General features: G+C 60.8%; 12 protein-coding genes. 8 read left to right on the top strand and 4 right to left on the bottom strand.

The genetic code is table 11. From position 1 onward, the window contains the following. Window positions 1-36: 36 nt before the first annotated feature. Window positions 37-1032, bottom strand: a complete 996-nt coding sequence (locus CS903_RS04200; RefSeq protein WP_129587595.1) for an HD domain-containing protein — start codon at window positions 1030-1032, stop codon at window positions 37-39. A gap of 189 nt (window positions 1033-1221) precedes the next feature. Here CS903_RS04200 and CS903_RS04195 point away from each other — a divergent pair, with 189 nt between their 5' ends. The 5 genes from CS903_RS04195 to lysS all read left to right on the top strand — a co-directional run bounded on the left by CS903_RS04195 (window position 1222) and on the right by lysS (window position 7122). After that, a complete protein-coding gene (locus CS903_RS04195) occupies window positions 1222-1701 on the top strand; it encodes a PH domain-containing protein (RefSeq protein ID WP_242491757.1) in 480 nt (159 codons plus the stop codon). Continuing rightward, the gene (locus CS903_RS04190; RefSeq protein WP_099332309.1) at window positions 1701-3371 is read left to right on the top strand and encodes a PH domain-containing protein; all 1671 of its coding nucleotides are present in this window, start codon (window positions 1701-1703) and stop codon (window positions 3369-3371) included. The genes CS903_RS04195 and CS903_RS04190 overlap by 1 nt, the downstream gene beginning before the upstream one ends. After that, entirely contained in the window at window positions 3368-5092 is a 1725-nt protein-coding gene (gene panC, locus CS903_RS09545; protein ID WP_242491756.1) for a pantoate--beta-alanine ligase, read from the top strand. Before CS903_RS04190 ends, panC begins: the two co-directional genes overlap by 4 nt. Continuing rightward, window positions 5085-5492: an aspartate 1-decarboxylase gene (panD, locus tag CS903_RS04180; RefSeq protein WP_099332308.1), complete on the top strand. Its 408-nt coding sequence runs from the start codon at window positions 5085-5087 to the stop codon at window positions 5490-5492. Before panC ends, panD begins: the two co-directional genes overlap by 8 nt. A 67-nt stretch (window positions 5493-5559) precedes the next feature. Continuing rightward, window positions 5560-7122 carry a lysine--tRNA ligase gene (gene lysS, locus CS903_RS04175; protein WP_099332307.1) on the top strand — a complete coding sequence of 521 codons (1563 nt, stop codon included), beginning with the start codon at window positions 5560-5562 and terminating at the stop codon, window positions 7120-7122. Here lysS and CS903_RS04170 read toward each other — a convergent pair. Together CS903_RS04170 and CS903_RS04165 are read right to left on the bottom strand one after the other, a co-directional pair. Beyond that, window positions 7119-7817 (bottom strand): uridine kinase family protein, encoded by a 699-nt coding sequence (locus tag CS903_RS04170; RefSeq protein ID WP_207203751.1) that lies wholly within the window; start codon window positions 7815-7817, stop codon window positions 7119-7121. The two genes, lysS and CS903_RS04170, sit on opposite strands and share 4 nt — an antisense overlap. A 141-nt stretch (window positions 7818-7958) precedes the next feature. Further along, window positions 7959-8903 carry a sugar-binding transcriptional regulator gene (locus tag CS903_RS04165; RefSeq protein WP_242491768.1) on the bottom strand — a complete coding sequence of 315 codons (945 nt, stop codon included), beginning with the start codon at window positions 8901-8903 and terminating at the stop codon, window positions 7959-7961. Between the two features lie 227 nt (window positions 8904-9130). Here CS903_RS04165 and CS903_RS04160 point away from each other — a divergent pair, with 227 nt between their 5' ends. The 3 genes from CS903_RS04160 (at window position 9131) to glpK (ending at window position 13388) form a co-directional block, all read left to right on the top strand. Further along, on the top strand, window positions 9131-10858 hold the full coding sequence (locus CS903_RS04160) for a glycerol-3-phosphate dehydrogenase/oxidase (RefSeq protein ID WP_370737643.1): 1728 nt from the start codon (window positions 9131-9133) through the stop codon (window positions 10856-10858). A 132-nt stretch (window positions 10859-10990) separates the two neighbouring features. After that, on the top strand, window positions 10991-11791 hold the full coding sequence (locus CS903_RS04155; RefSeq protein ID WP_242491755.1) for an MIP/aquaporin family protein: 801 nt from the start codon (window positions 10991-10993) through the stop codon (window positions 11789-11791). A gap of 79 nt (window positions 11792-11870) precedes the next feature. Continuing rightward, on the top strand, window positions 11871-13388 hold the full coding sequence (glpK, locus tag CS903_RS04150; RefSeq protein ID WP_099332304.1) for a glycerol kinase GlpK: 1518 nt from the start codon (window positions 11871-11873) through the stop codon (window positions 13386-13388). Window positions 13389-13474: 86 nt separating this feature from the next. Here glpK and CS903_RS04145 read toward each other — a convergent pair whose 3' ends face one another. Beyond that, on the bottom strand, window positions 13475-14194 hold the full coding sequence (locus tag CS903_RS04145) for a PspA/IM30 family protein (RefSeq protein WP_099332303.1): 720 nt from the start codon (window positions 14192-14194) through the stop codon (window positions 13475-13477). Between the last annotated feature and the right edge of the window lie 15 nt (window positions 14195-14209).

Below are 14209 nucleotides of genomic sequence, written 5' to 3'. Positions count from 1 at the left end.
TCGGTAGTGGGGAGGGGCGCCAGCGCGGTGCACCTTCTACTTGCGGCCCCGTGTCTGGCGGTCCATGAGGTCTGCTACCGACTCAAGGGTGGAGGTATCGGCTACCGGGTTACCTCCGTGTGACTCTTCACCCCGCTGCGCTGCTTCCTGCTCTTCCTTGGCCACCGCGTTTTCTAGCATCTGGGTGGCCGTGACTTCCAGATGGCTCTGATTGGGCTCGGCCATACTGCGAATCTGCTCTGATTTGTGTGCCCGGGATATCCGCAGGACCCGGGAGGTGCCCCTCTCGCGCGGACCTTCGGGCGATTCCTTGGCTACGGGTTCCTCATCCGCATCAGTGTCCGCGCTACTCCTCAGGGACTTCAGCTTCCGCTTGGTTGTGTCTAGTTCAGCCTCTAGGTTCTCTCTTGCCGCATCCTCCCACTGCGAAGCCAGCGGGGTGGCAAAGATTCTTCGCTGTCCGCACAGGAGTTTGAGAACCTTCTGCCGAGCCTTCAGAAAATCGACCTCGGACAGGTGGGGGGCTTCTTCTCGAAAGTGCGAGAGGAACTCGCGGTACTGCTGGGGTGGGGCTGCGAGCGCAGCCAAGTCTGCATCGACCAGGATCTTGGCGTCGAGGTCCTCGGGGCTTGGACTGTGACTGGCAAGCTGCTCAGTTAGAGATCCGATGCGCTCAACCGTCGAACTGGGGATCCCAAGCCGGAGCAGGTCACCGATGTTTACCAGGGCAGGAATGACCGCGGGGGTGCGCTGAGACTCAGACTCTTCCCAGCCCGGCTCTTCAATTGCACCGCGAAGTGCGGCTGCAAGTCGAAGCAGCTCCGGGTCAGACATGGCGCCCTCAAGTTCATCGAGACGCTCAAAGACATAGGCGAGGTAGCGGCTGTTGTGGAAGCTGCGCCCCTTGTAGTTCCAGGCTTCAATGATTCTGTCGATGAAGGCGCGCCGATCCTCCTCCGGAGCCGTAGCCCCAGCGGAAACGAGTGCGTCATCGAGCGTCACGTGTAACCAGGGGGGTGTACTGGAAACCATTGCCTCCACCACTGTTCTAGCGCCGAAGCGCACCTTCAGGCAGCGGGTACCTCACTACCTGCGCACCCATGCTAGTCCCTGATCACACTACCGTCACTGCGGTCGGGTTCTCACCCACCCCAAAGAGTGTGTAACGATTGCTCAGGTGCTACTAATGCCCTGAAATACCGGTCAGTAAGGATGAACTTGATGGATGCTCTATCCCCCGAAGGTGTGCAGTTCCGACGCGTATCAAAATCCCTCGCGACTGTGCGCCTCATCGGGGTTGCGGTGTATGCGGGGATCCCCACCGTGGCTCTCGTGGTCCTAGGCATTTTCATCGATCCCTGGTTCTACCTGGGGGCAGCCCTCGGTTTGGTGCTCGTCATCTGGATGCTTTGGCTGATTCCACGTCAGGTTCGTGCGATGCAGTTTGCCACCACAGAAACGGACTTCCTGGTGCGTCGGGGCATCATGTTCCGTCGCCTGGACATTGTTCCCTACGGCCGCATCCAGTACGTCGATGTCAAAGAGGGGCCCATTGCCCGCAAGCTCGGCATTGCGGCCATCCAGCTCCACACGGCCTCCGCCACCACCGATGCCGCACTTGACGGTCTTCCAGCCCAGCAGGCAGCCGAACTTCGCGACCTGCTTGTCGCCAACGGTGTCTCCAGTCTGTCGGGGCTGTAATGGTGCGCGAACGTAGCGGTGTGGTTGAGGCAGGGGTTGACCCGCAGGCCTGGAAACGGGTCAGCCCGATCACCCCGGTCCTGAACAGCTGGCAGGCAATCGCCATCTTGATTGCCGTTGTGGTCTTCCAAAACCTGGAGCAGATTCAGTACGTCAGCCAACTGGCAGGCTCGGTTGGTGTGGGACGGCTCGTTCTGTACTTCCTAGCCGGGGTTGCGGCGGTGGTCCTGATCGTTGCCATCTACTCCTATCTTTACTGGCGGGCCATGACCTACGCCGTAACCGACCAGGCGGTGTGGTTGAGGCGGGGGATTATCTTCCGGCAACAGCGCCACGTCCGCCTTGAACGCATCCAGGCCGTGGACGTAACCCACCCTCTTTTGGGACGTATTTTTGGCCTCGGTCGCCTGAAGGTTGAGGCCGCCGGTGGCGGAGACTCGTCACTGCAGATTGGCTTCCTCCGCTCCGAAGAACTCTCGGCCCTTCGCGCCGATATCCTCGCCCGCGCAGCCGGGGTTCACAGGGGAGACTCGCAGGCAGGCTCTGCCGCCACGGACGCCCCGGTGTCCGCGGCTGAAGGGGAAGAGAGCGGTTCGGTTCCCCAGACTCCCGCCTTGGCGCAACCCCGGGAAGCATCTGAGAGCCTGCTCTACGCGGTCAACGCCCGGACTCTGGCCACCTCACTTGCCCTCAGCCTTGGTTTCATGGTGGGGATCCTCATCATCGTGGCGTTCCTAGCCGCCATTCTGATCATTGGTTTCGTGGTCGGTTGGGAGGTGTCCTTTGCAGTTCTCCCAGGGACCCTGGCTCCCATCCTGGTCATCGGTGCCGCGCTGTGGTCAAGATTCGCCAAGGAGTTCAACTTCCAGGCTGCAGTCTCTCCCGATGGCATCAGGATTCGTAGTGGTCTCTTAGAGCTGAAGGCGGAGACGATTCCGCCCCGTCGCATCCACGCCGTGAAGATCATCCAGCCCCTCCTGTGGCGCAAGAGAAACTGGTACCGGGTTGAGATCAGCCAGGCCACCGGTGTCTCCAGCAGCCAGGGCACTAAAAATGAGTCCTACGCTCTACTGCCCGTCGGAACCCGTGAAGAAGCGATGTTGGCGCTGTGGCTTGTCCTCCCCGACCTGGGCGTCGAAGACCCCGTCGCATTCTTTGACGAGGCCGTGCGCGGGCTGGTTCCCGCTTCGCCGTTCTCGACGGTTCCCCACTCGGCGCGCCTCCTCGATCCGCTGGTAAAGAAGCGCCGCGGCATCGCTCTCACCAAGACTTGCGTCGTGGTCCGAGACGGACGCATTACCCGGGTCGCCTCATTTACCCCCTACGAACGGGTGCAGTCGGTCCGGCAGGAGCAGGGTCCGATCGAACGCCGCCTCGGCCTCACCAATGTCACAGCCTGCCTGGTCCCGGGACCTGTCCAGTCAACGATCTATCACCTCGACGTTGCAACCGGCGTGCAAATCCGCGAAGAACTGGATGCGAAGTCCCGTGTCCTTCGCGCCTCCGAGCCACCAGAGCGGTGGTTCGAGCGTGTGCAGGCCCCCACTCAGGACCGAGAGTGGGAGGAGGAAGGGACTAGGGTTACCGAGGTCGAGGAGCGACTTGAAGGCAGTGGCAGCGAGGTGAGTGACACCAGGTTCGCCCCGGTTGAAACAGCGGAGGAAGCATGAGTGCAGGTGTTCGGGTCGGTGTGATCGGCATGGGAAACGTCGGACCAGCCATTGCCTCTTCGCTGCGCGCGGCAGGTGCGCGGATCGTCGGGGTGTCCGCCAGGTCGGCAGCGGCCCGTGACCGGGCCGATGCCATGCTGCCGGGGGTGCCACTTCTGACCGAGGACGAGGTTGGTAGACAGGCTGAGATCCTCTTCCTTGCCGTTCCCGACGGGCAGATCCAGGCGGTTACCGAGCACCTGGTTGCCAGCGGGGGAATCCGTCCGGGAATGGTTGTCGCCCACCTCAGCGGTGCCGTCGGCCTCGATCCGCTTGCGGCTGCCTCTGCAATCGGCGCCATCCCACTTGCACTGCACCCGGCAATGACCTTCTCAGGAACCTCCCTCGATGTTCGTCGTCTGCAGGGGTGCCCGATTGCCTACACCTCGTCCGAGCTTGCTCGCCCGGTCGCCCTCGCCCTCATCGAGTATCTCGGCGGGGTGCCACTGCGACTGGATGAGGCCGACCGGCCGCGCTACCACGCGGGCCTGGCTCACGCCGCTAACCACCTGGTCACACTGTTGGTCCAGGCCCAGGATGTGTTGGAGTCGGCGGGGGTGGACGGCCCCGGAGAAGCCATGCGCCCCCTGGTTGAGGCCGCGGTGGAGCGCGCCCTCACCGAGGGTATCGACGGTCTGACGGGTCCGGTTGTGCGCGGGGATGACGCGACGGTCAACGCCCACATCGCTTCGCTGGAGGCCGACCCGGAGCTGCGAGACGTGGCCCGGACCTACCGCTCACTGGTGCAGGCCACCCGGGTTGCTCTGAAGGGTGATTCCGCGGAACCCCTTGTTCTGCACACCAGGGAGCAGCTGCGACGCGCCCTCGAAGACGACCCAAGACCGACCTCGCTGGTGATGACCATGGGTGCTCTGCACGCCGGACACCTCTCCCTTGTCAAGCTGGTGGCGCGCAGCGGGCACAAGGTGGTCGTGACAATCTTCGTCAATCCGGAGCAGTTCGGAGAGGGGGAGGACTTCGATAGCTATCCCCGCACACTGGAAGAGGACGTGGCCGCGCTTGCTGAAGTTGGCGTTGACATCGTTTACGCGCCGCCGGTGTCCGAGGTCTACCCACACCCCTCACGCATCCACATCACCCCGGGTCCCGCATCAACAACTCTCGAGGGAGCGCTGCGTCCCGGACACTTCGCCGGGGTCCTGCAGGTGGTCGGAAAGATGATGAACCTGATTCGCCCCCGGGTGGCAGTCTTCGGCCAGAAGGATGCCCAGCAGTTCGTCAACATCCGCCAGATGGTTGAGGATCTTGATCTTCCGCTGGAACTTGTCCAAGCCCCGATTGTGCGGGATGAGGACGGACTGGCCCTATCCAGCCGCAATGCCTACCTCTCCGACCAGGAGAAGGTGCAGGCCCTCGCCCTGAACCGCGCCCTCGAACTGGGACGTGAGGTTTTAGACGGTGGGGGAAGCGGGGAGGAAGCCGTGACTAAGATTGCCGACCACCTCGCTGCCAGTCCGGGCGTTGAAGCACAGTACGTCGCCCTTGCAGCCGCTGACTCATTCGAGGTCGCAGCCCTGTGGACAGGTGGCAGTAGCAGTCTGGGCGTAGAAAATCTCACTGTTCTACAGCCGGGATCAGAAGCATACTTGTTAGTAGCCGCGCAGGTTGGACCCGCGCGACTCATCGACAATGTGACTGTGAGGGTTAAGGCTGATGACTGAGGTCCAGGGACCTGCATTCCAAGCACCTATCTACCGTGAGATGGTGACGGGCAAGATTCATCGTGCCACGGTGACGGGAGCGGATATCGACTACATCGGGTCGATCTCCGTCGATACCGATTTACTTGAGGCCGCGGAAATCCTGGTGGGGCAGAAGGTTGATGTCGTTGACGTCACCAATGGGGCGCGGCTGTCGACCTACACCATCCCGGCTCCGGCGGGTTCCGGCACCATCCAGCTCAACGGTGCGGCCGCCCACCTGGTTGACGTCGGCGACCTCGTCATTATCATTGCCTACGGCCACCTTCCCGAGGAGGTGGCTCGAACTCGTCAGCCGCACATCGTTCATGTTGACGCCAAGAACCACATTGCCGACCTGGGATCCGACCTCGGTAAGTAGCCCGGGGGTAGGGGGTGACACCCGACGCAGTCAAAGTGACTCCCCGCTGGACTAACATGTTGGGGTGATGAACAACGTTGAAAGCCCCGCGTCCACAGCTGATTTTTCGAGTGACCTGCCCGAGCAGATCAAGATTCGCTCGGATAAGCGTGAGCGCCTAATCGAGTCCGGAGTCAACCCGTACCCGGTTGAACTGCCCATCACCTCCTCTATTGCGGCGGTGCGTGAACAGTATGCTGACCTTGAGGTTGGTGAAGAGACCGAGGATATTGTCGGTCTGGCTGGCCGTGTGGTTCTCTCGCGTATCGCTGGCAAGCTCTGCTTCGCGACCATTCAGGACGGGGAGGGTAACCGTCTGCAGGTCATGCTCTCCGCCCGCGAGGTGGGGGCGGAGTCGCTGGCTGCCTACAAGAGTGACGTTGACCTCGGTGACATCATCTTTGTCCACGGCCGCGTGATCTCCTCTCGGCGCGGTGAGCTCTCGATTATGGCGGCTCCCAGCGAAGACGAAGAAACACCTGCGTGGCAGCTGGCCACCAAATCCCTGCGTCCCCTCCCGAAGGTGTTCCAAACCGAGGAGGGCGAGGTTACGGAGCTGGCTGAGGACACCAGGGTGCGACGTCGCTACCTGGACCTCATAGTGCGTCCCTCGGCCCGCGAGATGGTCCGTAAGCGTGCCCAGGTGGTGCATTCGGTTCGCTCATTCCTTCACGAACGCGGCTACATTGAGATTGAGACTCCGATGCTGCAGACGCTCGCCGGCGGTGCAGCAGCCCGTCCCTTCGTGACACACATGAATGCATATGACATCGACCTCTTCATGCGTATTGCCCCGGAGCTGTACCTGAAGCGCGCCCTCATCGGCGGTATCGACAAGGTGTTTGAGCTGAACCGTAACTTCCGTAATGAGGGCGCTGATTCGTCCCATAACCCGGAGTTCACGATGCTTGAGGCGTATGAGGCCTACGGAACCTACGACACCTACGCCACCATGACTCGAGAGCTGATTCAGCGCGCGGCCATGGATGCGATGGGGACCCTGCAGATCCCGCTTCCCGACGGCACCACCTACGACCTTTCGGGTAAGTGGAACGAGATTTCGCTCTACGGCTCCCTCTCGGAAGCCCTGGGGTTCGAAGTGACGGCGTTGACTCCGAGGAAGAAGCTGCTAGAGATTGCCGACGGCCTCGACATGGGCTTCCCGGACCACTACGTTGACGGCAAGATTGCCGAGGAGCTGTTCGAGGCACTGGTGGGGGACAAGCTGTACCTGCCGACCTTCGTGCGGGACTTCCCTGCCGATAACTCTCCGCTGGTGAAGGGGCACCGCTCCACACCGGGTGTGACGGAGAAGTGGGACCTCTACATTCGCGGCTTCGAACTGGGCACCGCCTATTCGGAGCTGAACGACCCCGTGGTCCAGAGGGAGCGCTTCCACGCCCAGGCCCTGGCGGCCGCCAACGGTGATCCGGAAGCCATGTCGGTTGATGAGGACTTCCTCGAGGCGATGGACTACGGCATGCCGCCGGCAGCTGGAATGGGCATGGGTCTAGACCGCCTGCTCATGGCACTAACGGGAGAGGGAATCCGCGAGACTATCCTCTTCCCCCTAGTGAAACCCCGCTCCTAACCCCTGTCAGATTTGGCCGCGGGAGACTGGCTCTCCTGCGGCTGAGTCAAGCGAGACCGGTGGTGGAGCAACTTGAGGTCGGCCTCAGCCGCATCAAGTGAGGGAACGGGCCTGCACCCCTGCGACTTCCACTGACGGATCTTCTTTGGCTCCTGTCGCGCCAGACGAATGCCTCGGTGGACGAGGACGGGAACAGGTTTGCGGGCCTCTGCAACATCGCGGAGGAAACGGAACCAGGCGTTGCGCAGGGGGGAGCGTGCGATGCAGATAGCATCCGCCATCAGCCCCTCTTCAATCAGGCGCGGAATCAGTTCGGAAGCAAAGATGCCCTCCGCGATGAAGAGGCGGTTACGCCCGAGGGTGATGGTGCGGGTTCCCGTGCGACGGTTGGACGGAATATCGTAGATGGGGACCTCAGCCTGGCCTTCGATACAGAGCTGGGCGACGGCGGCGAAAGCGGCCTCGTCATTCCAGGAACGCGGATCATCCCAGTCGACAATATTGTCGGAGATCATCGGCAGACCGTCCTCATCGTCCCCCCGATAGAAGTCGTCGAGGGCAAGTGAAGGAACACCAACCCTGGAGGAGAGGGAGGTCTTTCCTGACCCCGAGGGGCCGGTCAGAATTATCACCTGTGCCCGGGGACGCCGAAAGCCGGGGGGAAGTTGAAAAAGCTCGTCTTGCGCGGGTGCCATCAGGTCTCTCCGATTCCGGGTCGAAGTGGGTTCGGATTGAGGATAGCGAAACCTTCCCGAACAGTATGAACTACGGCCGTCACGACGACAATGATCACACCGCCAGTTGGAAGCGGTTTGGCGCGGTTCGGCAGGGTTCGTCTAGTAGTAGGTCTTGACCTCTGAGCGACCCTTCTCACGAAGACGCTGCATGAGGGCGCGTGCGGCCGAGGAGTCGATGATGAGGTCGGTGGGGACTCCCGAACGCAGGGCTCCGAGCAGGGCGGGTACCTTGGCGCTCCCGGAGACGACGCAGAGTCGGGTGGGGATCCTTTTGAGCTGGGACGGAATGGGTCCGGAGGCGCGGGCATTGAGGGGCATGTCCGTGCTTCCGTCCTCCCGAATCAGAACGGTGCAGACGTCACCCACCACCCCGTCTTCGCGCGCTTCCCTAAGTTCAGAAGCAGAGAGGTAGCCGCCGGCGTAAACATGGCTGGGCATGGCGGGGTCCATTGCTCCCACCCCAAAGAGGGCGATGTCGCAGGAGTTGATGACGTCGAGGACGCGGCGGATCGAGCGCTCCTTGTTGAGGGCTTCCTTGGTTTCGACGTAGTCGAAGAAAGCGGGCACGGGGAAGTGAACCGCTGATGAGTCGAAGGTGGTGGCGAGGGCGGAAATGATGGAGTCGGAGTAGAGGGTGCCCGAGTCGAAGGCATTTGCCGCCCCATTGAGCTGCACAACGGTGGACCCGGGCATTGAGTGGGGGGCGATGTGCTTGATGACAGCCGAGACGGTGTTGCCCCAGGCCACCCCGAGGGTCTTGTTGGGGCCCATGAGCTCCGTGAGGCGACTGGCAGCCACGGATGCAACCGCGTTCAACCTGGTGGCTGGACTGTCGACATCCAGCGTCGGCACCACCAGGGTTCGCACCCCAAAGAGGCGCTGGAACTCTGCCGAGAGGGTCCCGGGTTCGGTCAGGGGTGCTGAGACCCGGATCTGAACTATGCCGGAAGTTCGGGCAAAAGCCAGAAGCCGGGACACAGAGGACCTGGAAACGTCGAGACGTCGGGCCACCGCGTCCATGGTTAGACCCTGCTCGTAATACATAGAAGCTGCTAGGTGTGCCTGCTCGCGTCGAATACTCACACCTCAGTGTCTCAGTTGCACGTTCGTGCAAGCAACTCGAACACCCATCCAGACAGGGGATAATTGGAAACACGGTCTACGGCACTGGCGCTGAAACAGGCAGAAATCATTCCCCGTTGTGGCGCTTAGCCCGGACCATTGCTACCCGAACCAAGGTCCAAGATTCCTAGTTAGACGGAGAAGACAACGTGGCTAGTCCGGTTCTCTCAAAACAGGGGCGCAGTGAAGCGCTCGAAGACATGGCACAAGGTGACGTCCTCGACGTCCTTGTGGTTGGAGGTGGTGTCACCGGAGCCGGGATTGCCCTCGATGCTGCTACCCGCGGTCTCAGGGTTGGCATCGTTGAAGCCCAAGACTGGTCCTCCGGCACCTCCTCGCGTTCCTCAAAGCTGGTCCACGGGGGACTGCGCTATCTCTACCAGCTGGACTTCCATCTGGTCACAGAGTCGCTTCGTGAGCGCGGTTTGCTGCTGACCCAGAATGCCCCCCACCTGGTTAAAGCCCAGCCGCTGCTGTGGCCGCTGAAGATTCCGGTCATCGAGCGCATGTACTCCGCAGTCGGCGTCGGCATGTACGACGGCCTCGCCCAGTGGGCTCACAGGGGTTCGGTGCCTATGCAGCGTCACCACACCCGTAAGGGATCACTCAAGCTGTGCCCGGCGCTTAAGCCCGACTACCTGCGTGGATCGATCGTCTACTACGACGGACGCGTCGACGACTCACGCCTGGTTATCACCCTGGTTCGCACGGCTGTCCGTTACGGCGCCCTCGCGGCCAGCAGGACCCAGATGGTCAAGGTCACGAAGAATGAGGTCGGCCATGTGAATGGTGCCGATCTCCTGGATCTTGAGACCGGAGAGACGTTCCACGTCAAGACCAAGCGCATCATCAACTCGACCGGCGTGTGGACCGAGCAGAGCCAGGCGCTTGCCGATTCCACCGGTGGCTTGAAGGTTCTTGCGTCCAAGGGAATCCACCTGGTGATTCCGAAGGAAAAGATCGACTCTGAGGTCGGCCTTTTCCTGCGCACTGAGAAGTCGGTTCTGTTCATCATCCCGTGGAAGTACTACTGGATCATCGGAACCACAGACACCGCCTACCACGAGGACTTCCGTGATCCGGTGGCAGACGAAACGGACATCGAGTACCTGCTGGCAGAGGCGAACTCCGTCCTCAAGGATCCGCTGACCAAGGACGATATCGTTTCAACCTTTGCCGGACTGCGTCCGCTGCTGCAGCCGGGCACCCTTGATGAAAGCCAGTCGACCAAGGTCTCGCGTGAGCACACCGTGACCACGGTCGCCCCAGGCATGACCGCTATCGCGGGTGGCAAGCTCACCTCTTACCGTCAGATGGCTGAGGATGCTGTTGACTTCGCGATGGGTGAAGACTTCACGAAGGAGCACCCGTCCGTTACGGCCAAGACCCAGCTCGAGGGCGCCGACGGCTACTTTGCGCTGTGGAACAGCCGCGAGGTAATCGCGGAGAAGCGTGGATTGACCGTCGATCAGGTTGAAGACCTGCTGGATCGCTACGGCAGCGATATCCAGGTCATCTTCGATATGATCGATCAGCGGGCAGACTTGGGGCAACGCCTCGAACATGCGCCGCATTACCTGCGCGCGGATGTAGTCTTCGGTATGACGCACGAGGGTGCGTTGCACCTGGAGGATATCCTCCAACACCGGGTTCGACTGGTTTACGAACAGGAAGATTCCGGTCTTGCGGCGATGCCAGAGATCGCTGATCTCATGGCGGAGCACCTCGGGTGGGACGAAGACACCAAGAAGCGCGAGATGGACCTGTACAGGGATGCGTGCGAGGCGGTGTGGCAGGCACAGAAGCTGCCCGAGGAGAAGGATGCTCAGGCCATTCGAGGAATGGTCGAACCTGTTAGGCCCTTCGTACAGGTCTGATACGTTTACGCCGATCCAATGTAGGATCGCAGCAAATAAGATTTGAGTCTTTGCGATCCCACCGCACCGATGCGGTGGGACGTCGACTCGAATACCAACATGCGCTACGGCGCGAAAGGAGTTCACAGCACAGTGTGGAATCTATGGGATGTATTCGCCTCTGAGTTCTTCGGCACGGCAGTGCTGCTGCTGCTCGGTGCTGGCGTTGTGGCAACGAACCTGTTGCCCAAGTCCAAGGGTCGCGGTGGCGGCTGGCTGATGATCAACTTCGGATGGGGACTTGCAGTCTTCGCCGGTGTTTACGCAGCATGGAAGACCGGTGGTCACCTGAACCCCGCGGTCACCATTGCCAAGGTCGTTGCCTACTGGTTTGACCCTGCTGTCACCCTGAACGGTGCCGCAGTCGGAAGCGAGACCGCCGTTGCGGTCAACTTCGAGAACGTCATCGTCTACATCGTGGCCCAGTTCCTCGGTGCATTCGTCGGTGCTGTTCTTGCCTACCTGGCCTTCAAGAAGCAGTTCGATCAGGACTGCGATCCGGCTCTCAAGCTTGGTGTCTTCGCAACCGCACCTGAGGTTCGTTCCTACGGTTGGAACCTCGTTACTGAGGCCATGGGCACCGCCGTTCTTATCGTCTTCGTCATGGTTGCCGGTGGCACCCCGAGCTCGGTTGGTCCGCTGGCCGTCGCTCTGATCATCGTCGGTATCGGCGCCTCCCTCGGTGGCCCGACCGGTTACGCCATCAACCCGGCCCGTGACCTCGGCCCCCGTGTTGCACACGCCGTTCTGCCCATCAAGGGCAAGGGTGGCTCGGACTGGAGCTACTCCTGGGTTCCCGTTGTTGGCCCGATCATTGGTGCAGTTGTAGCTGTCGTCGTTGTCTACCTGCTCGGCCTCGGCTCGATCGATATCACCGCAGCACTGCCGCTGTAACAAACTGAAGGTGGGGGTCGGATTCGACCCCCACCTTTGACATATCCAAAGTTCACAAGGAAGTGGAAGGAATCAACATATGACTGAGAAGTTCATTCTCGCGATCGACCAGGGGACAACGTCCTCGCGCGCCATCGTCTTCAACCACAGCGGCGAGATCGTCGGTGTGGGTCAGAAAGAGTTCGAGCAGATTTTCCCGAACCCGGGTTGGGTTGAGCACGATGCCCTAGAGATTTGGGAATCGGTTCGCTCGGTTGTTGCGGACGCCCTGGTAGCCGCAGAGATCAACAAGGATTCACTCGAGGCTATCGGCATCACCAACCAGCGTGAGACCGCAGTCGTGTGGGACAAGAACACCGGCCAGCCGGTCTACAACGCCATTGTTTGGCAGGACACCCGCACCGCCCCGATCGTTCGTGAGCTTGCTGGCGACGAGGGCGTGGACAAGTACAAGGACCGCGTTGGTCTGCCCCTTGCCACCTACTTCTCCGGTACCAAGATCAAGTGGATCCTCGACAATGTTGAGGGAGCACGTGAAAAGGCCGAGGCGGGCGACCTGCTGTTCGGTACCACCGACACCTGGGTTCTGTGGAACCTTACCGGTGGTGTTGACGGTGGCGTTCATAAGACAGATGTCACCAACGCATCCCGCACGATGCTCATGAACCTTGAGACCCTGCAGTGGGAGCCCGACATTTGCGCAGACTTCGGCATTCCGATGTCGATGCTCCCTGAAATCTGCTCCTCCTCCGAAGTCTACGGAGTCGGACGCGCCCAGGGTTTGCTCACCGATATCCCGATTGCGGGCATCCTCGGTGACCAGCAGGCAGCAACCTTTGGCCAGGCTTGCTTCGAGGTCGGCATGGCGAAGAACACCTACGGAACCGGTTGCTTCATGCTCATGAACACCGGCGAAGAGATCGTCTTCTCCAAGAACGGTCTGCTGACCACGCTCTGCTACAAGATCGGTGATCAGAAGGCTGTTTACGCACTCGAAGGTTCGATTGCAGTTGCTGGTTCCCTGATCCAGTGGCTGCGCGACAACCTGAACATCATTGAGACCTCCCCCGAGGTTGAGGAGCTGGCGCTGTCTGTCGATGACAACGGCGGCGTGTACTTCGTCCCGGCGTTCTCCGGTCTCTTTGCCCCCTACTGGCGCGATGATGCCCGTGGCGCCATTGTCGGCATGACCCGCTACAACACCAAGGGCCACCTGGCTCGCGCAGCCCTTGAGGCCACCGCTTTCCAGACCCGTGAAGTTCTGGATGCGATGAACGCTGACGCAGGTGTTGAGCTGAAGGAACTGCGTGTTGATGGCGGAATGATTGCCAACAACACCCTGATGCAGTTCCAGGCCGATGTCCTCGGTGTCGATGTGGTTGCACCCGTTGTCGCTGAGACCACCGCGCTCGGTGCTGCCTACGCAGCCGGTATCGCAGTGGGCTTCTGGGCCGGTGAGGCTGATGTCATCGAGAACTGGCAGGAAGCCAAGCGCTGGAAGCCTGACATGGAAGAGCGCGAGGTCCAGCGCACCTACCGCCTCTGGAAGAAGGCTGTCACCAAGTCGATGGACTGGGTTGACGAGGACGTGAAGTAGTCCCGAAGGATTGTCTTCTCTCTAGACACTGAAGGGGGCCGGTCGACTGACCGGCCCCCTTTGGCGTTCCCGCAAGTAAGTGGGTGCTAGACGTTCTTGTTCTTGAGTGCCGCCAGGCGTGCCTCAACCTCAAGAACCGAAGAGTCGGTCTCTAGTTCCGCAAACTGGCTTTCAAGCGATGAGGTAGCCAGTTCTTGGCGGCCCATGACCTGGGCTTCAGTGCGGCGCACCTTATCCTCGTAGCGGGCCAGCTCAGAGGTGGGATCCATGACGTTGATAGAACCGAGAGCGTCAGCCACCTGGGCCTGTGCCTGAGCGGTCTTGTGCCGGGCTACCAGCTGGTCGCGCTTGACCTTAAGGTCGGAAAGTCGCGTCTTCATCTCATTCAAGCCGGTCTTGAGCTGCTCAACCGTCTGATTCTGGGCAATGATCGAAGGCTCCATGACCTTGGCCTGCTCTTCAAAGGAGATCTGCTTGCCAATGGCAACCTTAGCGAGGTTGTCCCACTTGTCGGCCTCTGCAGCGTTGCCTGTGGCCCGAGCGACATCTGCCTTGTTCGAGGCGGCCAGGGCCTTCGAGCCCCACTCAACCGCAGCCTTACGGTCTGTCTCAAGATCCTTCTCTTGAAGGCGGACATTTCCGATGGTCTGAGCGATTGCCTTCTCAGCTTCTGCGATCTCATTTGTGTAGTCGCGAATGAGCTGGTCGATCATCTTCTGGGGGTCTTCTGCCTTATCGATGAGGGCGTTGATATTTGCCTTCAACAGCTGGGACATGCGACCAAAGACTGATTGCTTCTGGGTCATTCTGTTTTCTCTTTT

Origin of the sequence: Actinomyces minihominis, assembly GCF_900187855.1 — a bacterium.
GTDB classification, from domain to species: domain Bacteria; phylum Actinomycetota; class Actinomycetes; order Actinomycetales; family Actinomycetaceae; genus Scrofimicrobium; species Scrofimicrobium minihominis.
The sequence above is the reverse complement of the archived record's forward strand: the minus strand, read 5'-3'. Positions and strand labels throughout refer to the sequence as shown.

Bases quoted from the DNA above. Each gene is read 5' to 3' on its own strand.
- CS903_RS04200 (WP_129587595.1), bottom strand. From the start codon at position 1,032: ATGGTTTCCAGTACACCCCCCTGGTTACACGTGACGCTCGATGACGCA.
- CS903_RS04165 (WP_242491768.1), bottom strand. From the start codon at position 8,903: ATGTATTACGAGCAGGGTCTAACCATGGACGCGGTGGCCCGACGTCTC.
- CS903_RS04145 (WP_099332303.1), bottom strand. From the start codon at position 14,194: ATGACCCAGAAGCAATCAGTCTTTGGTCGCATGTCCCAGCTGTTGAAG.
- CS903_RS04170 (WP_207203751.1), bottom strand. From the start codon at position 7,817: ATGGCACCCGCGCAAGACGAGCTTTTTCAACTTCCCCCCGGCTTTCGG.
- glpK (WP_099332304.1), top strand. From the start codon at position 11,871: ATGACTGAGAAGTTCATTCTCGCGATCGACCAGGGGACAACGTCCTCG.
- CS903_RS04195 (WP_242491757.1), top strand. From the start codon at position 1,222: ATGGATGCTCTATCCCCCGAAGGTGTGCAGTTCCGACGCGTATCAAAA.
- panD (WP_099332308.1), top strand. From the start codon at position 5,085: ATGACTGAGGTCCAGGGACCTGCATTCCAAGCACCTATCTACCGTGAG.
- panC (WP_242491756.1), top strand. From the start codon at position 3,368: ATGAGTGCAGGTGTTCGGGTCGGTGTGATCGGCATGGGAAACGTCGGA.
- CS903_RS04190 (WP_099332309.1), top strand. From the start codon at position 1,701: ATGGTGCGCGAACGTAGCGGTGTGGTTGAGGCAGGGGTTGACCCGCAG.
- lysS (WP_099332307.1), top strand. From the start codon at position 5,560: ATGAACAACGTTGAAAGCCCCGCGTCCACAGCTGATTTTTCGAGTGAC.